The following is a 19,696-nucleotide window of genomic DNA, read 5'->3' as shown; positions in this document are numbered from 1 at the left end:
GCGAAACCGAAGCCGACGGTCCGAAGCCGACGAGCCGGAGCCAACGAGCCCAAACCGAAGCCGAAGCCGACGACCGGTGGGCGGCTCAGTCCTCGGACGTCACCTTGGAGGTGGCCGTCTTCTTCGCCGTCGTCTTCTTCGCGGACGTGGTCGTCTTCTTCGCGACGGTCTTCTTGGCCGTCGTCGTCTTCTTGGCGGGCGCCTTCTTTGCCGCCGCCTTCTTCGCAGGGGCCTTCTTCGCCGTCTTCTTGGCGGGCGACTTGGCCCGCTTCTCGGCGAGCAGCTCGTAGCCGCGCTCCGGGCTGATCTCCTCGACGCTGTCGTCGGAGCGCAGGGTCGCGTTGGTCTCGCCGTCGGTGACGTACGGCCCGAAGCGGCCGTCCTTGACGACGACGGGCTTCTCGCTGACCGGGTCCACGCCCAGTTCCTTCAGCGGCGGCTTGCCGGCGGCCCGGCCGCGCTGCTTGGGCTGGGAGTAGATCTCCAGCGCCTCTTCGAGCGTGATCGTGAAGAGCTGGTCCTCGGTCTGCAGCGAGCGTGAGTCCGTGCCCTTCTTCAGGTACGGCCCGTAGCGCCCGTTCTGCGCGGTGATCTCGACGCCCTCGGCGTCCTTGCCGACGACGCGCGGCAGCGACATCAGCTTGAGGGCGTCGGCCAGCGTCACCGTGTCGAGGGTCATCGACTTGAACAGCGAGGCCGTACGCGGCTTGACGGCGTTCTTGCCGGTCTTCGGGGTGCCCTCGGGGAGCACCTCGGTGACGTACGGGCCGTAGCGGCCGTCGCGGGCGATGATCTGGTTGCCCGACTCGGGGTCGGCGCCCAGCTCGAAGTCGCCGCTCGGCTTGGCGAGCAGCTCCTCCGCGAGCTCGACCGTCAGCTCGTCGGGGGCCAGGTCCTCCTGTACGTCGGCGCGCTGGTGGTTCTCGGAGTCCTTCTCGCCGCGCTCGACGTAGGGGCCGTAGCGGCCGACGCGCAGCATGATGTCGTTGCCGACCGGGAAGGACGACACCTCGCGGGCGTCGATCGCGCCCAGGTCGGTGACGAGTTCCTTGAGTCCGCCCAGGTGGTCGCCGTCGCCGTTGCCGGCCTCGGCCGCGCCCCGCGCGTCGCCCTCGCCGAAGTAGAAGCGCCGCAGCCACGGCACGGCCTGCGCCTCGCCGCTGGCGATGCGGTCGAGGTCGTCCTCCATCTTGGCGGTGAAGCTGTAGTCGACGAGCCGCCCGAAGTGCTTCTCCAGGAGGTTGACCACGGCGAAGGACAGGAAGGACGGCACCAGGGCCGTGCCCTTCTTGAAGACGTAGCCGCGGTCGAGGATCGTGCCGATGATCGACGCGTACGTCGACGGGCGGCCGATCTCGCGCTCTTCGAGCTCCTTGACGAGGCTGGCCTCGGTGTAGCGGGCCGGGGGCTTGGTGGCGTGCCCGTCGACCGTGATCTCCTCGGCGCTGAGCGCGTCGCCCTCGGCGACCTGGGGCAGCCGGCGCTCGCGGTCGTCCAGCTCGGCGTTCGGGTCGTCGGCGCCCTCTACGTAGGCCTTCAAAAAGCCGTGGAAGGTGATCGTCTTGCCGGAGGCGCTGAACTCGACGTCCCGGCCGTCGGACGAGGTGCCCGCGATCTTCACGGTGACGGAGTTGCCGACCGCGTCCTTCATCTGGGAGGCGACGGTCCGCTTCCAGATCAGCTCGTAGAGCCTGAACTGGTCGCCGGTCAGGCCGGTTTCGGCGGGCGTGCGGAAACGATCACCCGAGGGGCGGATCGCCTCGTGCGCCTCCTGGGCGTTCTTGACCTTCCCGGCGTACACGCGCGGCTGGGCCGGGAGGTAGTCGGCGCCGTACAGCTGCGTCACCTGGGCGCGGGCGGCGGTGATCGCCGTCTCGCTCAGGGTCGTGGAGTCCGTACGCATGTAGGTGATGTAGCCGTTCTCGTACAGCTTCTGCGCGACCTGCATCGTGGCCTTCGCGCCGAAGCCGAGCTTGCGGCTGGCCTCCTGCTGGAGCGTCGTCGTACGGAACGGGGCGTACGGCGAACGTCGATACGGCTTCGACTCGACGGACCGGACGGCGAACCGCGTGTCCTCCAGGGCGACGGCCAGCGCGCGGGCGTTGGCCTCGTCGAGGTGGAGGGTGTTCGCGCCCTTGATCTGGCCCACGGAGTCGAAGTCGCGGCCCTGGGCGACGCGCTTGCCGTCGACGGCCTGGAGGCGGGCGACGAGGGTCGACGGGTCGCTCGCGTCACCTGCCCGGCCGGTCCCGAAGGTGCCGGTCAGGTCCCAGTACTCGGCGGAACGGAACGCGATGCGCTCGCGCTCCCGCTCCACCACGAGCCGGGTGGCGACGGACTGGACACGGCCGGCCGACAGGCGCGGCATGACCTTCTTCCAGAGGACCGGCGAGACCTCGTAGCCGTAGAGGCGGTCGAGGATACGGCGGGTCTCCTGGGCGTCGACCAGGGGCTGGTTGAGGTCGCGCGGGTTGGCGACGGCGGCGCGGATCGCGTCCTTGGTGATCTCGTGGAACACCATGCGCTTGACCGGGACCTTGGGCTTGAGAACCTCAAGCAGGTGCCACGCGATGGCCTCGCCCTCGCGGTCCTCATCGGTGGCGAGGAAGAGCTCGTCGGAGTCCTTGAGCAGATCTTTGAGCTTCTTGACCTGGGCCCGCTTGTCGGCGTTGACCACATAGATCGGCTCGAAGTCGTGTTCGACGTCCACGCCGAGGCGGCGGACCTCGCCGGTGTACTTCTCGGGCACCTCCGCGGCGCCGTTGGGAAGGTCGCGGATGTGCCCGACGCTCGCCTCGACGACATATCCGGGGCCGAGGTAGCCCTTGATCGTCTTCGCCTTGGCAGGGGACTCGACGATGACGAGTCGGCGGCCGCCGTGTGCGGTCTCGCTGGTCGGGGACAACTTCGCTCTTCTCTCCGGTCGACGCTGGGGCCTCCCCTGGGGCAAGCGGCTTCGGGGAGGAGCAGGTGCGTTTCCGCGTCGTTCGGCGAGAGTGCGTGCCGGATGGCGCGGGGACGTGCCTGCATCTCCCCGGGGTCGCTCGGTCCCGGGGTCGGGTCATGGTGACGCTGCGGAGTGTGACGGTACATCCCGCCCCCGTGTCAAACGGGGAAAGCCCGCAACGGCCACTCGAACGGTAACCCGACTACCGCCATTCCTGCCGCCCGGAGTCCCCACCGGCCTTTTCGGAGCCATCCGGAGGGTGATCTCCTGGCTGTCCGCCGATTGTCCGCGCCGCGGCTCCGGCGCGCTGCTCAGACGTGCAGGAAGCACCAGGTTCCGAGCAGCAGGGCGGCGACCGCGGCGAGGCTCGCGAGGGTCGCCGATGCGACCGGGTTCACACCCTGGGCAACAGGTTCGCGGTGCCGGACCCTGACCACGGTCCACAGCAGCAGCGCGCTTCCGAACAGGGCGAACACCAACCCCGCGAAGATCGCAGGCCCGCTCTCCATGCGTGTCCCCTCCCGACCGATACCCCGGTCCGGGAGGCTGGCACCCGGAGGCGACGGGCAGGCCAACCCCGGGTGAACGCGCGGCGGACAGCGCTCAGGCGGTCGTCCCCAAGGACGATATCGCCCCGGTCGTCCGGGACCGGTCGGCCTCCCCCACGGTGCACACGACCGAGTTGAAACCGGCCTTCCAGTTGTTCTCGTCGGACAGATACCCGAAGACGGAACGGTCGGCACCGGGCGCCCAAGTCGACTCGAACTTGCTGCCGCAGAGCTTGTTCCCCTGCCGCAGCGCCTCCTGGAACGCCATCGTCCTCGGGGCCGTCACGAAACCGATCACCTGGTCGGTGTGCTGATCGGCACAGTCGGTCAAGGTCGCGGTGAAGTACGTCTTGTGGTCGACGTACAGCCAGCAGTCGCCGATGCTCATCTCGGTGGTCCACACGTTCGACCCGGTGCTCCGGAAGCGCCCGATCTCACCGCCGATCGGCACATGCCGCCCGAGCACGAGACACGCCGTACCGCCCCCGGCCGCCCCAAAGCCCGCCTCGGTCGGCGTCAGCGCATAGACACCCGCGTCGGCCAGGGACCCGGCCGCCCCCTTCACCCTGCCCGCGCACCGCTCGGCCCCGTGGTCCCGCGCGTCGGCGAAGTCCCTCGCCGCGTCGACCGCCATCACCTGCCCGTCCGGATCGTCGTGCGCACAGCTCACGACCCTCAGATCGGGCCGCGACGCGAAAGCCGTCCCGGTCCACACCGCGTGCACACAATCCCCGGTTCGCAGCGCCTTCTTGAGCCCGACTTTCTCGCCGTACGGATACACGGCCCCGGCCGACGACGACGCCGACTCCGCGGACGGGGACGCCTTCTTGGTCGCCGCCGTGCCCTTGCCGTCGTTCTGCGAGGTCACGGCCCACACCCCACCGCCGACCACCAACAGAACGGCCACAACGAGGGCAACAACCGCCCCGACCGGCCTCCCCCGCCGACGCCCATGCGACGGCCCACCACCAACAGCCCCCGGTCCACCGGGATACGTCGGCCCCGGCCCGCCCGCGTACGGCGGCGTGATCGCACCGCCCTGATAGGCCTCCGGCCGGGACCCCGGATAGACGCCCTGGGCCCCCTGATCGGACCCCTCATAGGACATCGTGGGGCTGCTCGCATACGGATTCCATTGCCCGTACGACCCACCGTCGGGCGAACTGGCCTGCCCTTGGGGGGCGTATGGCGAGGCGGGGGGCGGCGGGGTGTTGGGGGTTGGCGGCGCACCGGGAATTTGTGGGGTGCCGGGGGGGTGCCGGGTGCCAGGAACCTGCAGGGCGCCTGGAATTGGTGGGGCGCCCGGGGTATTCGGGGCGCCGGGGGTGTACGGGGCACCTGGCGCGTGCGAGGTCCCGGGGACGAGCGGGGCGCCCGGCGCGTGCGGAGTGCCCTGGCTGTGAGGGGTGCCGGGGGTGTGTGGGGTGCCGGGGGTGTACGGAGTGTCCGGGCTGTGCGGGGCGCCGGGGACGAGCGGGGCGCCCGGCGGGTGCGGAGTGCCCTGGATATGAGGCGTGCCCGGGCTGCGTGAAATGCTGGGGATGTACGGAGTGCCCGGGGCGTGCGAGGCACCGGCGGCGTGCGAGGCGCCCGAAGTCTCCGGCGTCCCCAAGGCCTCCGGCGTCCCCGGAGTCCGCGGGCTGTCCGGGGTGGGCCGACCTTCGGGCGTGGAGTCCCCGAGGGCGTCCGCAGGCCGGTCACCGTGCGGCGCCGGACCCTGGTGGGTGGCCCCGGGCCCTCCCGGGGTCTGCGGGGCGTAGGGGCCGCCTACGTAGGGACCGCCCATGACGTATCCGGGCGGCCCGCCCGGGAGTTGGCCCCCAGACCCGCCCGGAGCTTGCCCCCGTGGCCCACCCGCGACATGGCCGGGCTGACCACTCCCGATGTAGCCGGGCGGACCGCTCTCGGCATCGCCGAACGGACCACTCTCCACGGAGCCCGGCGGGCTGCTCCCGTCCTGAGCGGACGAACCGCCCCCGATGTGGCCCGGCGGACCGCTCCCGACCTGACCGGACGCACCACTCCTGATCTGACCGGACGCACCGCCCCCGGCATAGCCAGGCGGACCGCTCGCGACATCGCCGGGCCCACTCCCCGCATAGCCAGGCTGACCACTCCCGACCTGACCGGACGCACCACCCCTGATCTGACCGGGCAAGCCGCCCCCGGCATAGCCAGACGGACCGCTCGCGACATCGCCGGGCCCACTCCCCGCATAGCCAGACTGACCACCCCCGACCTGACCGGACGCACCACCCCTGATCTGACCGGACGCACCGCCCCCGGCATAGCCAGACGGACCGCCCCCGATATGGCCGGACGCACCGTCAGCGACAGGCCCTGGCGGCGGATCAGCCGAGGGCCGGCCACCCTGTGCCGAGCCGAAACCGTCCGATGCCAGGCCGGAACCGTCCGGCGCTGGTCCGAAACCGTCGGGTGCCGGGCCAAGGCCGTCCGATGCCAGTCCAAAGCCCTCCGGCGGCGGCCCAAACCCTTCCGGCATCCGTCCAAAACCATCCGGTGCCGGGCCAAAACCATCCGGCGGCAGCCCAAACCCTTCCGGCATCCGTCCAAAACCATCCGGTGCCGGGCCAAGACCGCCCGGTGCCGGCGCGAAGCCCTCCGGAGGCGGCCCGAACCCGTCCGGCACCCGACCGAAGCCGTCCTCGTCCAGCCCCCGGCCAGGCCCGTCCCCGTCCGGCACCCGACCGAATCCACCCCCATCCGCCCCCCGGCCGAACCCACCCGCCGCCGACAAACCCCCCGCCGCCGCACCCCCCGTCCGCACCACCCGCTCCAACCCCCGCGCCACTACTTCCGGTGTCAACCTCAGCACCGGGTCCTTGACCAACAACCCCTGGAGTACCGGCGCCAGTTCACCCGCGCGGGCGGCCGGCGTCGGCTCCTCCCCCAGCAGAGCCGTGAGCGTCGCGAAGTCGCCGTGGCGGTCGAAGGGGCCGCGGCCCTCGACCGCGGCGTACAGCGTGGCGCCGAGGGAGAACAGGTCCGCGGCCGGGGTGGGCGGCTCGCCGCGGGCGCGTTCCGGGGCGAGGTAGCCGGGCGTGCCGGGGATGCCGGCGGTGGCGGTGAGGCGGGGTTCGTGCGACTCGGGCTGGAGGGCGATGCCGTAGTCGGTGAGCAGCACGCGCGCGTACGGATCGCCCGAAGCATCCGGCGCCAGAAGGATGTTGGCCGGTTTCACATCCCGGTGCAGGATGCCGATGCGGTGTCCGGCGGTGAGCGCGTCGAGGACGGCGAGCCCGATGCGGGCCACCCGGGCGGGCGGCAGCGGGCCCGAACGCCGTAGGACCGCCTGAAGGTCGACGCCGTCCGGGACGTACTCCATGACGATCCAGGGCAGTCCCTCGTGGATCACCACGTCGTGCACGGTCGCCACATGCGGATGGCCGCGCAGGCGGGCCGCGTGCCGGGCCTCACTGCGGGCCCGCGCGACGCTCCCCCACTCTCGGCTTCGCGCGATCGGGGGGACCCCCATCGCGCGCTCGCCCGCATCCCCCGCATCCCCCGAAACGTCCCGGTCGTCCCGGTCATCCCGGATGTCCCGGACGTCCGGCAGCGAGATCTCCTTGACGGCGACCTCGCAGGCCAACTCCTCGTCGTACGCGAGCCATACGCGCCCCGTGCCGCCCGCGCCGAGCATGCGCAGCAGCCGGTAGCGCCCGTTGACGACCCTGCCCTCGTCCTGGTCCTGCGTATCCCCGGCCATCACGCCTCCCCCGAGACGGCGCGCCTCCCCCGAGGACGCGTGGAACCTGTCTCCGAAGGTAGCCTCGCACCCGCCACTGACAAGAGGGCTTTTCCGTACCCATCCGAACAATCACGCCGGACAGGGACACATGCGGCTCAGTGGTACGGGCAGACCTCAGGCGTGACGGCCGCCGCCCGAGGCGTGACGCGCGGCGGGGACGGTCACCCGACCGGCTCCAGGAACCCCTGCTCCACCAGCAGCCGGATCTGCGCCGGCGTGCGGTCGCGGAGCAGGACCGGGTCCTCGCCCACGAGTTGGGCGATGGCGTCGAGGATGCGGCCCGCGCTCAGCGTGCCGTCGCAGACGCCGGCGAAGCCCGCGCCGACCGTGTCGACCTTGGTCGCCCGGCGCATGCCGCGATGCTGGCGCAGCACGACGTGCTCGGGGTCCTCGGCGCCGGGCAGCCCGACCTGTTCCTGGATGATCTCGGGGGCGAGCCTGAAGTGGGCGGCGAGCAGGGCCGCGTCGTCGTGGGCGCGCAGATAGTCGACGCGGTCGAAGTGCTCCCGCACGGTGTCGCCGAGCGGCTGCTCGACCGGGTGCGGCCACTCCTCGACGGTGATCGAGGGCGCGTCGGACCCCGTCCTGCGCAGCGTGATCCAGCCGAAGCCCACGGCCCTGACCTTGCGCGCCTCGAACTCGTCGAGCCACGCGTCGTAGAGCGCCTCGTACGCGGCCGTGTCGCCCTGGTGGTCGCCGGCGTCCCTGAGCCACAACTCGGCGTACTGCGTGACGTCCTGGACCTCGCGCTGCACGATCCAGGCGTCGCACCCGCGCGGCACCCACGAGCGCAGCCGGTCCTGCCAGTCCTCCCCCTCCACGTGCTGCCAGTTGGCGAGGAACTGCGCGAATCCGCCCTCGCGCAGCCGATCCCCCGCCTCCTGAACGAGCGACCGGCACAGATCGTCCCCGCCCATCCCGCCGTCGCGGTAGGTCAGCCGGGCGCCCGGTGAGATCACGAACGGCGGGTTGGACACGATGAGTTCGTACGTCTCGTCGTCCCGGACCGGCTCGAAGAGCGAGCCCTCGCGGAGGTCCGCGGCCGGTGCGCCGGACAGCGCGAGGGTGAGCGCGGTGATGTGCAGGGCGCGCGGGTTGAGGTCGGTGGCCGTCACGCGCGTGGCGTGCCGGGCCGCGTGCAGCGCCTGGATGCCGGAACCGGTGCCGAGGTCGAGCGCGGCGGAGACCGGCGTCCGTACGGTGATGCCCGCGAGCGTGGTGGACGCGCCGCCCACCCCGAGGACGACGCCTTCGTCCCGGCTGCCGATCCCGCCGGCCCCGCCGACCGCGCACCCCAGGTCGGACACGATGAACCAGTCCTCGCCGTCGGGCCCGCCGTAGGGCCGTACGTCCACGGTCGCGGCGACCTCGTGGGTGCCCACGGACACCAGCCACCCGCTCTCCACGCACGCGGCGACGGGCAGCACGTCCGCCACGCGTGCGTGCGGCACGGGCTGTTGGAGCAGGAACAGCCGGACCAGCGTCTCCAGCGGGGTGTCGCCTCTCGTCGCCCGGAGGGCCGGCACGGTCTCGCTGCGGGCCAGCGCCGCGTACGCGGGGGCGCCGAGCAGTTCGAGCAGTCCGTCGGCGGTGAAGGCGGCGCCGAGCAGGGCGTCCCGGAGCCGGGCGGCGACCTCCGGACGGTCGGATGCGGGCAGGTTGGGCAGGGTGGAGTTACTCACACCCCCATTGTGGCCGCTCGGACCGACACCGCGCGTGGCACGGACCGACAAGGCCGGTCGGCATGCGAAGGCCCCGGCACGCACGCGTACCGGGGCATCTTTCAGGTGCTGAAAGATCGCTGCCTACAGGGGACGCCGTTCCCCGGCCGGGGTCAGGCCGCCGACGACGAGGCCACCGGAGTCGCCGTCTTGCAGGCCTCCTGCTTGGTCATCGCCTTGCCGACATCGCCCTCTTCGAGGGTCTTCAGGGCGTCGTTGCCGCTCGTGCTGAGCTTGTCGAGCGAGGTCGCGATGCCCTTGAGGCCGTCCGCGAACTTCGCCTGGTCCTTGGTGTTCAGCACGTCCACCTGCTTCTTCAGGGCGGCGTACGACGTGGAGATGCCGTTGAGCTCCTTGACGGCGTCCTGCTGCTTCTTCGCGCCGTTGTCGACGTCCGGTGCCCCGGCGGTGTTCACGGCGGCCCCGATCGCCTTGTAGGCGTCGGACATGTCCTGGAAGGCCTGCGAGTCGGTCTTCTGCACCTCTTCCGGGGTGCTGTTGTCCGAGGTCTCCTTCTGGATCGCCGTGTTGGCGGCCTCGATCTTCTTCGCCTGCGGCTGCACCGCGACGCAGACCTGCTTGGCCCAGGCGTCCAGCTTGGCGGCGCTGTCGTCGCCGCTGCCGCCGCATCCCGACAGCGCCAGTACCAGTACCGCACCGCCGGACAGTGCGGCCGCGAGCTTCTTGTTCACCGGGTTGGTCCCTTCCATGGCTCTCGGCCCCGGAACATACACGGCGGACGGACCACGCCTCCGGGCCTAAGGTCCGATAGGCGACCTTTTGAAGCCATTTGCACCAAGCGAGAGAAGGCTCACGACGAAGGTCTGAACACGACAGAACGGGCGGGCGGCGCCCACAACTCGCGCCAGCCGCCCGCCCGTTGAGCCGAGCCTCGTAGGACCTCCGGCCCGAGCCCCGTAGGACCGCCTACGAAACGACCGCCGGATCCGCCGACTTGGCCGGCCGCTCGGCGTCGTCCTCGTCTCCTACGGCGATCCCGCGCCGCTTGGAGATGTACACCGAGACGGCGATGACGAGGAACGCGAGCACCGAGATCGTGATCCGCACCCCGATGTTCTTGTCGTCGCCGTAGCTGAACTTGATGACCGCGGGCGCGATGAGCAGCGCGACGAGGTTCATCACCTTCAGCAGCGGGTTGATGGCCGGTCCCGCGGTGTCCTTGAACGGGTCGCCGACCGTGTCGCCGATCACCGTGGCGGCGTGGGCCTCGCTGCCCTTGCCGCCGTGGTTGCCGTCCTCGACGAGTTTCTTCGCGTTGTCCCAGGCGCCGCCCGAGTTCGCGAGGAAGACCGCCATCAGCGTGCCGGTGCCGATCGCGCCCGCCAGGAACGAGCCGAGCGCGCCGACGCCGAGCGTGAACCCGACCGCGATCGGGGTGAGCACGGCGAGCAGACCGGGCGTGGCCAGCTCCCGCAGCGCGTCCTTGGTACAGATGTCGACGACGCGGCCGTACTCCGGTGTCTCGGTGTAGTCCATGATCCCGGGGTGTTCGCGGAACTGCCGCCGCACCTCGTAGACCACGGCCCCGGCGGACCGGGAGACCGCGTTGATCGCCAGCCCCGAGAAGAGGAAGACGACCGCGGCGCCGACGATGAGACCCACCAGGTTGTTGGGCTGGGAGATGTCCATCATCAGGTTGAGTGGTGCGCCGGGTCCTGAGACCTTCTCGCCGACGTCGTTGGCGGCGGTGAGGATCGCGTCCCGGTACGACCCGAAGAGCGCCGACGCCGCCAGGACGGCGGTGGCGATGGCGATGCCCTTCGTGATGGCCTTGGTGGTGTTGCCCACCGCGTCCAGGTTGGTGAGCACCTGCGCGCCCGCGCCCTCGACGTCGCCGGACATCTCGGCGATGCCCTGCGCGTTGTCGGAGACCGGCCCGAAGGTGTCCATGGCGACGATCACACCGACCGTGGTGAGCAGACCGGTACCGGCCAGTGCCACCGCGAACAGCGCCAGCATGATCGACGCACCGCCGAGCAGGAACGCCCCGTAGACCGCGAGACCGATCAACAGGGCGGTGTAGACGGCCGATTCGAGGCCGAGGGAGATACCGGCGAGGATGACGGTGGCCGGGCCGGTGAGCGAGGTCTTGCCGATGTCCATCACGGGACGGCGGTTCGTCTCCGTGAAGTAGCCGGTCAGCTGCTGGATCAGGGCGGCGAGCACGATGCCGATGGCCACGGCGACGAGCGCGAGGATCCGCGGGTCGCCGTCCTTGCCCTTGATCGCCGCGTCGGTGACGCCGTCGAGGCCGGCGTACGACGACGGCAGATAGACGAAGACCGCGACCGCCACCAGCACGAGCGAGATCGCCGCGGAGATGAAGAACCCCCGGTTGATCGCGGACATGCCGCTGCGGTCGGTCCGGCGTGGCGCCACCGCGAAGATGCCGATCATGGCGGTGATCACACCGATCGCCGGCACGAGCAGCGGGAAGGCGAGCCCGGAGTCGCCGAAGGCCGCCTTGCCGAGGATCAGCGCGGCGACCAGCGTCACGGCGTACGACTCGAAGAGGTCGGCCGCCATGCCCGCGCAGTCGCCGACGTTGTCGCCCACGTTGTCGGCGATGGTCGCGGCATTGCGCGGGTCGTCCTCCGGAATGCCCTTCTCGACCTTGCCGACCAGGTCGGCGCCGACGTCGGCGGCCTTGGTGAAGATGCCGCCGCCGACCCTCATGAACATGGCGATGAGGGCGGCTCCGAGGCCGAATCCCTCCAGCACCTTGGGCGCGTCGGCCGCGTACACCAGCACCACACACGAGGCGCCCAGCAGGCCGAGCCCCACCGTGAACATGCCGACGACGCCGCCTGTGCGGAAAGCGATCTTCATTGCTGTGTGCGAGACGGCGGTGAGATCCTTTTCCGGCTCACCCTCCGCCGGGGTCGCTTCCCGGGCCGCCGCGGCGACACGGACATTGCTGCGTACGGCGAGCCACATGCCGATATAGCCGGTGGTCGCCGAGAACACCGCACCGATCAGGAAGAAGATCGATCGTCCAGCGCGCTGATTCCAGTCGTCCGCGGGGAGCAGCAGAAGCAGGAAGAAAACGATCACGGCGAATACGCCGACCGTGCGCAACTGCCGTCCCAGATAGGCGTTGGCGCCCTCCTGGATCGCCGTCGCGATCTTCTTCATGCTGTCGGTGCCCTCGCCGGCCGCGAGTACCTCGCGGACCAGGACGCCCGCGACCACGAGTGCCGCCAGTGCCACGACGCCGATCACCATCACGAGGATGCGGTTGTCGTCGGTCAGAACTGCTGCTGCGAAGGTTGTGGGGTGATCAAACTGCTGAGGGGTAGAAAGCCCCGCCATTCGTCCTCCTTGACGCCTGTGCTGAGCTCAAGATGTGGACGGATTGTAGGTACCCGGACCTGATCAAAACAGTGCGCGGCAAACGGAATTGGCCTTCGCATAGTAATGCCTTAAAAGCATTGACGCTTGATCAAATTATCGGGGCAGCGATCGAAGCAATGATCGGGACGCCGATCTGCATTGATCGTGAATTGATTCACGAATTCTTTCGCACCGGAGACGCACGGTCGCGGCGCTCTCCCGGAAATGCCGAAGGGCCCTGCTCAGCAGGGCCCTTCGGCTGTGATGTACGGCGGTTCTCAGGAAAGCGTCGTGGCCGGCGGGGTCGTCGGCCAGGTCATACGGATCGATCCGCCGTGCTCCCCCGCGGTGACCTCGACGTCGTCGACGAGCCCGCTGATGACAGCGAGACCCATCTCGTCCTCCTCGGTCTCCGCGTCCGGATCGTCGCCCAGGGACCCGGGCGCCTTGTCGCCGGGAGCCGAACGTGGTGCCTCGTCGCCGACCTCGATGGAGAACTGCTTCTCCTCCTCGATCAGCAGCACCTTCACCGGGGCGGTGATTCCGCTGCTCTGGTGCAGCCCGACGGCACGGGTGCAGGCCTCGCCGACGGCGAGTCTGACCTCGTCGAGTACGGCCTCGTCCACTCCGGCCCTGCGCGCCACCGCTGCCGCCACCAGTCGGGCGGTCCTGACGTGCTCGGGCAGCGCGCTGAAGCGGAGTTCAACGGTGGCCATGCATCCCCCTCGGGACTACGGGCGTGCTGTCGGAGGGCCGGGCCGCCGAAAGCCCGGTCCACCGGTCGTCTATACGGCCGATCGGGGAGCGGTCACACACCGCTCCCGGAACGGTCGGTCAGTCGGTGGCCGCCACCGCTTCCTCGACCGAGGTGTGAATCGGGAACACCTTGGTGAGGCCGGTGATACGGAAGATCTTCAGAATGCGCTCCTGGTTGCAGACCAGGCGCAGCGAGCCCTCGTGGGCACGCACCCGCTTCAAGCCGCCGACCAGCACACCGAGCCCGGTGGAGTCGAGGAAGTCGACTCCCTCCATGTCCACGACGAGGTGGAAACTCCCGTCGTTCACCAGCTCGACCAGCTGTTCGCGCAACTTGGGCGCGGTATATACGTCGATTTCGCCACCGACCTCGACGACCGTACGATCGCCGACGGTACGGGTCGACAGGGACAGGTCCACGGATCCTCCAGCACCTTGCTATCGAGCGGTCATCCCATGGGACACCTCGGCAGAGCCCCCAGGACGGTTCGCCAGCCGCGATGGCATTCAATCACTTACCGCAGGGCGTGCACGACGCCTTGGCTCCATTGTCCGTCACGCCAGTGACACACTCGGTGCCGATGGCCAAGAATCAGCGAACCGATCGCCCCTCGGCGGACCCCGTGTCCGGCCTCTCGCCGAGCACGGTTCTGGACCGGCTGGCGTCGGGACCGAGCCGGGCTTCGCGCATCACTCATACGGAGCACTTGCCCCCGCGCGAGGGCCGCCATGCCGTCTGGCCTGACCGGATTCGCGCCGAGGTGATCGCCACCGTCCAGGAAGCCGGTATCGAACACCCCTGGGCCCACCAGGCACAGGCCGCCGAGCACGCCCTGGACGGCGAGTCAGTGATCGTTGCCACAGGCACCGCCTCGGGCAAGTCGCTGGCTTATCTGGTACCGGTCCTCTCGGCGCTCCTGGACGGCTCCGAGGCGCCGAACGGCCGCGGCACCACCGCGCTGTACCTGGCGCCCACAAAAGCCCTGGCAGCCGACCAGCTCCGCTCCGTGAAGGAACTTTCACAACCTCTGGGCAATGCCGTTCGCCCGGCCGTGTACGACGGCGACACTCCGTTCGAAGAGCGCGAGTGGGTCCGCCAGTACGCCAACTACGTCCTGACCAACCCCGACATGCTCCACCGGGGCATATTGCCCTCGCACCCGCGCTGGTCCTCCTTCCTGAAGTCCCTGAAGTACGTCGTCATCGACGAGTGCCACACCTACCGGGGCGTGTTCGGCTCCCACGTCGCCCAGGTACTGCGCCGGCTGCGCCGCCTCTGCGCCCGCTACGGCTCCTCCCCCGTCTTCCTGCTGGCCTCCGCCACCGCCGCCGAGCCCTCGGTCGCGGCCCGCCGCCTCACCGGCCTGCCGGTGGTCGAGGTCGCCGACGACGCCTCACCCCGCGGTGAACTGGTGTTCGCCCTCTGGGAGCCCCCGCTCACCGAGCTGCACGGCGAGAAGGGCGCCCCGGTCCGCCGTACGGCCACCGCCGAGACGGCCGACCTGCTGACCGACCTCGCCGTGCAGGGCGTGCGCTCGGTGGCCTTCGTACGGTCCCGGCGCGGCGCCGAGCTGATCGCGCTGATCGCCCAGGAACGCCTCGCCGAGGTCGACCGCTCGCTGTCCCGGCGGGTCGCCGCCTACCGCGGCGGCTACCTCCCCGAGGAACGCCGCGCCCTCGAACGCGCCCTCCACTCCGGCGAGTTGCTCGGCCTCGCCGCCACCACCGCCCTCGAACTCGGCATCGACGTCTCGGGGTTGGACGCCGTACTGATCGCCGGCTACCCGGGCACCCGCGCCTCCCTGTGGCAGCAGGCGGGCCGCGCCGGACGGTCCGGGCGAGGGGCGCTGGCCATCCTGGTCGCCCGCGACGACCCCCTGGACACGTTCCTCGTCCACCACCCGGAGGCCCTGTTCGACCAGCCGGTGGAGTCCACGGTCCTGGACCCGGACAACCCGTACGTCCTGGCCCCGCACCTGTGCGCGGCGGCAGCCGAACTACCGCTCACTGACGACGACTTGGACCTGTTCGGCCCGGCGACGGCGGACCTGCTGCCGCAGCTGGAGGCCGCGAAGCTGCTCCGCCGCCGGGCGAAGGCCTGGCACTGGACGCGCCGGGAACGGGCCGCCGACCTCACCGACATCCGCGGCGGGGGCGGAAACCCGGTCCAGATCGTCGAGAACGGCACGGGCCGCCTCCTGGGCACGGTCGACGAGGCCGCCTCCCACGCCACCGTCCACGAGGGCGCGGTCCACCTCCACCAGGGCCGCACGTACCTGGTGCGTTCCCTGGACCTGGAGGACTCGGTGGCCCTGGTCGAGGAGGCGAGTCCGCCCTATTCGACGGTCGCCCGCGACACCACGGCGATCTCCGTCCTGGAGACGGACATCGAAATCCCGTGGGGCCAGGGCCGGTTGTGCTACGGCTCCGTCGAAGTCACCAACCAGGTCGTCTCCTTCCTCCGCAGACGTGTCATCACCGGTGAAGTCCTGGGCGAGTCGAAACTCGACCTCCCTCCTCGTACGCTCCGCACCCGCGCCGTGTGGTGGACGGTCACGGAGGACCAGTTGGACGCGGCCCGCATCAACCCGGAGATCCTCGGCGGCGCCCTGCACGCCGCCGAGCACGCCTCGATCGGCATGCTCCCCCTCTTCGCCACCTGCGACCGCTGGGACATCGGCGGCGTGTCCGTACCCCTGCATCCGGACACACTGCTCCCCACGGTCTTCGTCTACGACGGCCATCCCGGCGGCGCGGGCTTCGCCGAGCGCGCCTTCCACACCGCCCGCGCCTGGCTCACCGCCACCCTCCAGGCCATCGCCTCCTGCGAATGCGACGCCGGCTGCCCGTCCTGCATCCAGTCCCCCAAGTGCGGCAACGGCAACGATCCGTTGCACAAACGAGGGGCTGTGCGGCTGCTGACGGAGCTTTTGCGGGAGGCGCCGGAGGTTGTGCGAGAGGTGTCGGGGGGTGCGCGAGAGGTATCGGAGGAGAAGGTGGGCGGGGTTTAACGGGCGGTCGCGGCATCGGCGGGCTGCGGCTCAGGGTGCGGCTGCGGCTGCGGCTGCGGCTCAGGGTGCCGGTGGTGCGGGCGCCAGTGGAGTGGCAGGCGCCCGTGGTGCAGGGACCGGCGGAGCAGCAGGCACCGGTGGTGCAGGGACCGGCGGAGGAGCAGGCACCGGTGCCTCAGGGGGCAGTGCAGGCACCGGTGGCGGTACCGGCGTCGCAGGTCCGGCCCGTGACCTGACCTCCGACGCGAACGGTCCCCGGCCCGCCGACGCCGTCACGTCCGACGTCTCGCCCACGACCGCGCACCGCACAAGACGCGTCCCCTGCGCCCGCGCCACCCGGTGCGCCAGGGCGCAGGACCCCGCACCGCCCTCCGCCCAGTGGTCGGCCGCCGCGAGCGCCGCGAGATCCGCACCACCGGCCGCACGGTGCCGGGCCACGACGGCCTGGCCCAGGGCCAGCACGATCCCGAACACCACACACATCACGGCCATCGCACCGAGGCTCCACACGGTGGCGGACCCACGATCCGAGTGACGGGATCTCATACGCCGCCCCAGAACCGGAATCACGCGCCCCACGGCCGGAATCACATCCCACAGGGCCCGGATACGACACCTCACGGTCCCGCCCTCCCCTCGCCCACCGTCTCCTCCGCCAGCGCCACGGCCTCCTCCCGCACTTCGAAGGGCAGCCCGCTCAGCACCGGCGGTTTCGCGACCACGACCACATGGACCTGGTCGCCCTCCCGGCCGACCGTGACCTTCGCACCACGCGGGGCCGTGTCCCGGACCACCTGGACGACCGCGTCGGCCGGGTCCTGCCGAGCCGCGGCCCGGGCGCCCGAGCGGGCCGCGTCCACGCACTGGATCTGCGCGGCCATCACCAACAGCCCCCACACCAGCGCCATCGCGAACATCACCAGCACGGGCAGGACCACGGCCGCCTCCGCCGTCACGAACCCCTCGTCCCCGCCCCGGCGTTCACACCTTCGCATCGAGGGCCCGCTTCACGATGCTCTGCAGCTCCGCGCTGACCGCCCCGCTGGTCACCACCTTGTAGAGCACCACCGCGAACGCCACCGCCGCGACCAGCCCCATCGCGTACTCGGCGGTGGCCATCCCCGCGTCCCCGCGCGCCACGGCACCCAACCGAGCCCGTACCCGCACCGCTCGCACGGCCCGTACCCCTACTGCCTGCATTGCCTGCACTGCCTTGTACATCTCAACCCCCGTGAGGTTCCTGTCGGTTCACTTACTCGTTCGGTCGGCCGCTGAGGTTCAGCTGTCGCCCGTCATACGTCAGTCGTTGGTCGTCGTACGTCCCTCACCGCTCGCTCCTCCCGTCAGCCACCACCCCCTCCCACCGCCCCGCCGGCGAGCCCGATCACCACAGGCAGTACGCCGACCGCGATGAACGCGGGCAGGAAGCACAGCCCCACCGGTGCGGTGATCAGGACGGCCGCCCGCCGGGCCCGTGCCGTCGTGGTGCGTGTCCAGTCGGCGCGGGCCTCCGCCGCGAGCCGTGCGACCGGTCCGGCGGCGGGGAGCCCCGACTCGTCGGCCCGTTCGAGCAGCCGGGCCAGCGGGCCGGCGCCCGGAAGCACGGCCAACCTCCGCCAGGCGTCCGCCGGTTCGCCACCGAGCCGTACTTCCGCCGCCGCCCGCGCCAGGCGTTCCCCCACGGGCCCTGCAAGGGCCTCTCCGACGGCCTGGGAGGCGATCACCGGCGAGGCTCCGGCGGCGATGCAGGCGGCCAGCAGATCGGCAGCGAGCGGGAGTTGGCGGGCGGCGGTGGCCGCGTCGCGCTCGGCGACGGTGTCGTCGGCCGCCTGCCGACGCCGCCACTGCCACAGCCCGACCGCGACGACCACGCCCACCACGACCCCGGCAGCCCCACCGACCAACACCCACCCGGCACCCACCACACCGACCGCGGGCAGCCACCGCCGCGCAGCGTCCCGAGCCTCGAACCACCGCCCGGCAGACGCCACTTCCCGAGCCTCCCGAACTTCCCGAAGCAGCAGCCCGGCCAGCCGTCGCCGCGCCCTCCGCTCACACCGCACCCCGTCCAGCCACCGCACCAACCACCCCACGACCAACCCGGCCCCCAAGACCACCCCCAGCCTGTGGACAACTTCCGCACTCACGCCGCCTCCTCTGTCTGACTCATGCCAACTTCCGCATCCGCACCCACACCGCTTCCGGCTCTCACCGAGCGCCCGATCCCGTCAAGCCCGCCGCCGACCCCGAATCCCAGCCGCCGTTCCGTCGCGCCGCCGCACGGCTCCCGCACGCGCCCGGCCCCGCTCATGCCACCCCCGCATCCCAGCCACCGACCCATCACGCCCTCGTACAGCCCCGGCCCAAAACGGCTCCCACGTCCTGGACCGAGCCGAACACCGACATCCACTCCCGCGGTCACCCCGCCCCCGCCGCTCACGCCGTCTCCACCCCCCGCACGATTCGCAGCGCCCACCACAACCCCGCGCCCTCCAACAACCCCCCGACCACCAGGCACCCGAATCCCGCCCCGCTGTGCAGCAGCACCCGCAGCGGATCGGCACCCATCGCCGCGCCCAGCAGCAGCCCGAGGACCGGCAACCCGGCGAGCATCACCGCGGTGGCCCGTGCCCCCGCCAACTGGGCGCGAAGGTCGGCCCGTTGGTCCCGGTCGGCACGCAACGTCCCTTCGAGCCGGTCGAGTCCCGCCGCGAGCCCGGCGCCCTGGTCCACGGCGACCCGCCAGCACGCGGCGAGCCCCAACAGCCCGTCCGCGCCCGGCTGTCGTGCCGCCGAGGTGAGCGCACCCGGCACGTCCCCGCCGAACCGCGCCGCCGCCAACACCCCGGCCTGCGCCTCACCGAGCCCGCCGGAGTCATGCGCCGCCCGCAGCAAGGCCTCCCCAGGCTGCCGCCCGGCACGTACCTCTCCGGCGAGCGCCGAGCACAGCGCGATCACCGCGTCCCCGCGCACCTCCCGCGCCCGCCGCGCCTCCCCGGCCAACCGCACCCGCCGTAGCAACGGCACCCCGGCCGCCCCCGCGACGACCGGAATCACCGAGGCCCCCAGCACCGCCAGCACCAGTCCGACGCCCAGCGCCCACCACTCGGCCCGCAACCGGCCCCGGATGCGCCGCAGTTCGTCCACGGCCCGCTCCCACGAGGGCGGCCCGGCGCCCACCACCCCACCGCCCGCGAACAGCAACTCCGCCCGCCGCGCCCCGGGTTGCCGCCCACCCATCAACCAGACCAGGCCCCCGACACACACCGCGACCACCCCGACCGACACCTCACCCATCCCCACGCCCATCACCACTCCCGTTCGCTGTCGCCCGTCCCGCACGACACTCCTGACCACTCCCGCGCCGCCGGCCGTCCGCACGACGCCCACGCCCACTCCGGCTCACCCGCCGCCCGCCCGGCACGGCGCCGATGGCCACTTCCGCCGACCAACACCCGCCCCACACGCGCCTCCCGTCACCGCTCCGGCCCACACGCCGGCCATCCAGCAGGGCACCCATGACGACTCCCACATGCCGACGCCCGCCCCACCCACGCGCCCATCACCGCCCCCCTCACTCGCCGGCCGCC

Annotated in this window: 14 protein-coding genes; 1 reads left to right on the top strand and 13 read right to left on the bottom strand. The window is 71.3% G+C overall.

Features of this window, described 5'->3' with window-relative positions; all coding sequences use genetic code 11:
* Nucleotides 1–85: 85 nt before the first annotated feature.
* The 8 genes from topA to bldG all read right to left on the bottom strand — a co-directional run bounded on the left by topA (nt 86) and on the right by bldG (nt 13,515).
* Nucleotides 86–2,905, bottom strand: a complete 2,820-nt coding sequence (gene topA / locus ACFWP5_RS07655) for a type I DNA topoisomerase (RefSeq protein ID WP_384151807.1) — start codon at nt 2,903–2,905, stop codon at nt 86–88.
* A 353-nt stretch (nt 2,906–3,258) separates the two neighbouring features.
* Nucleotides 3,259–3,456 carry a hypothetical protein gene (locus ACFWP5_RS07650; protein ID WP_366435692.1) on the bottom strand — a complete coding sequence of 66 codons (198 nt, stop codon included), beginning with the start codon at nt 3,454–3,456 and terminating at the stop codon, nt 3,259–3,261.
* A gap of 94 nt (nt 3,457–3,550) precedes the next feature.
* Nucleotides 3,551–7,222 (bottom strand): protein kinase, encoded by a 3,672-nt coding sequence (locus ACFWP5_RS07645; protein WP_384151804.1) that lies wholly within the window; start codon nt 7,220–7,222, stop codon nt 3,551–3,553.
* Nucleotides 7,223–7,425: 203 nt separating this feature from the next.
* Complete coding sequence (locus tag ACFWP5_RS07640) at nt 7,426–8,946, bottom strand: methyltransferase (RefSeq protein ID WP_384151801.1); 1,521 nt, start codon at nt 8,944–8,946, stop codon at nt 7,426–7,428.
* A 152-nt stretch (nt 8,947–9,098) separates the two neighbouring features.
* Nucleotides 9,099–9,695, bottom strand: coding sequence for a small secreted protein (locus ACFWP5_RS07635; RefSeq protein ID WP_384151798.1), 597 nt, complete (start codon nt 9,693–9,695; stop codon nt 9,099–9,101).
* A gap of 217 nt (nt 9,696–9,912) precedes the next feature.
* Nucleotides 9,913–12,318, bottom strand: a complete 2,406-nt coding sequence (locus ACFWP5_RS07630; RefSeq protein ID WP_384151795.1) for a sodium-translocating pyrophosphatase — start codon at nt 12,316–12,318, stop codon at nt 9,913–9,915.
* A 299-nt stretch (nt 12,319–12,617) separates the two neighbouring features.
* Nucleotides 12,618–13,055 (bottom strand): ATP-binding protein, encoded by a 438-nt coding sequence (locus ACFWP5_RS07625; RefSeq protein WP_033286332.1) that lies wholly within the window; start codon nt 13,053–13,055, stop codon nt 12,618–12,620.
* Nucleotides 13,056–13,173: 118 nt separating this feature from the next.
* Nucleotides 13,174–13,515, bottom strand: a complete 342-nt coding sequence (gene bldG / locus ACFWP5_RS07620) for an anti-sigma factor antagonist BldG (RefSeq protein WP_003975386.1) — start codon at nt 13,513–13,515, stop codon at nt 13,174–13,176.
* Nucleotides 13,516–13,595: 80 nt separating this feature from the next.
* Here bldG and ACFWP5_RS07615 point away from each other — a divergent pair, with 80 nt between their 5' ends.
* Nucleotides 13,596–16,106 carry a DEAD/DEAH box helicase gene (locus ACFWP5_RS07615; RefSeq protein WP_384151792.1) on the top strand — a complete coding sequence of 837 codons (2,511 nt, stop codon included), beginning with the start codon at nt 13,596–13,598 and terminating at the stop codon, nt 16,104–16,106.
* Between the two features lie 60 nt (nt 16,107–16,166).
* On the opposite strand, the gene ACFWP5_RS07610 is transcribed toward ACFWP5_RS07615, so the two are convergent.
* The 5 genes from ACFWP5_RS07610 to ACFWP5_RS07590 form a co-directional block, all read right to left on the bottom strand.
* Nucleotides 16,167–16,652, bottom strand: a complete 486-nt coding sequence (locus tag ACFWP5_RS07610; protein WP_384151789.1) for an Rv3654c family TadE-like protein — start codon at nt 16,650–16,652, stop codon at nt 16,167–16,169.
* A gap of 71 nt (nt 16,653–16,723) precedes the next feature.
* Nucleotides 16,724–17,101: a TadE family type IV pilus minor pilin gene (locus ACFWP5_RS07605; protein ID WP_384151787.1), complete on the bottom strand. Its 378-nt coding sequence runs from the start codon at nt 17,099–17,101 to the stop codon at nt 16,724–16,726.
* A complete protein-coding gene (locus tag ACFWP5_RS07600) occupies nt 17,088–17,327 on the bottom strand; it encodes a DUF4244 domain-containing protein (RefSeq protein WP_384151784.1) in 240 nt (79 codons plus the stop codon). The genes ACFWP5_RS07605 and ACFWP5_RS07600 overlap by 14 nt, the downstream gene beginning before the upstream one ends.
* A 122-nt stretch (nt 17,328–17,449) precedes the next feature.
* Nucleotides 17,450–18,253, bottom strand: coding sequence for a type II secretion system F family protein (locus ACFWP5_RS07595; protein WP_384151781.1), 804 nt, complete (start codon nt 18,251–18,253; stop codon nt 17,450–17,452).
* 289 nt (nt 18,254–18,542) lie between these two features.
* A complete protein-coding gene (locus ACFWP5_RS07590) occupies nt 18,543–19,403 on the bottom strand; it encodes a type II secretion system F family protein (RefSeq protein ID WP_384151990.1) in 861 nt (286 codons plus the stop codon).
* Nucleotides 19,404–19,696 lie beyond the last annotated feature (293 nt).

The sequence above is a fragment of the Streptomyces sp. NPDC058469 genome (assembly GCF_042721125.1).
Taxonomy (GTDB): domain Bacteria; phylum Actinomycetota; class Actinomycetes; order Streptomycetales; family Streptomycetaceae; genus Streptomyces.
Note: the sequence above shows the minus strand (reverse complement) of the source record. Positions and strands in the feature narration are given on the sequence as shown.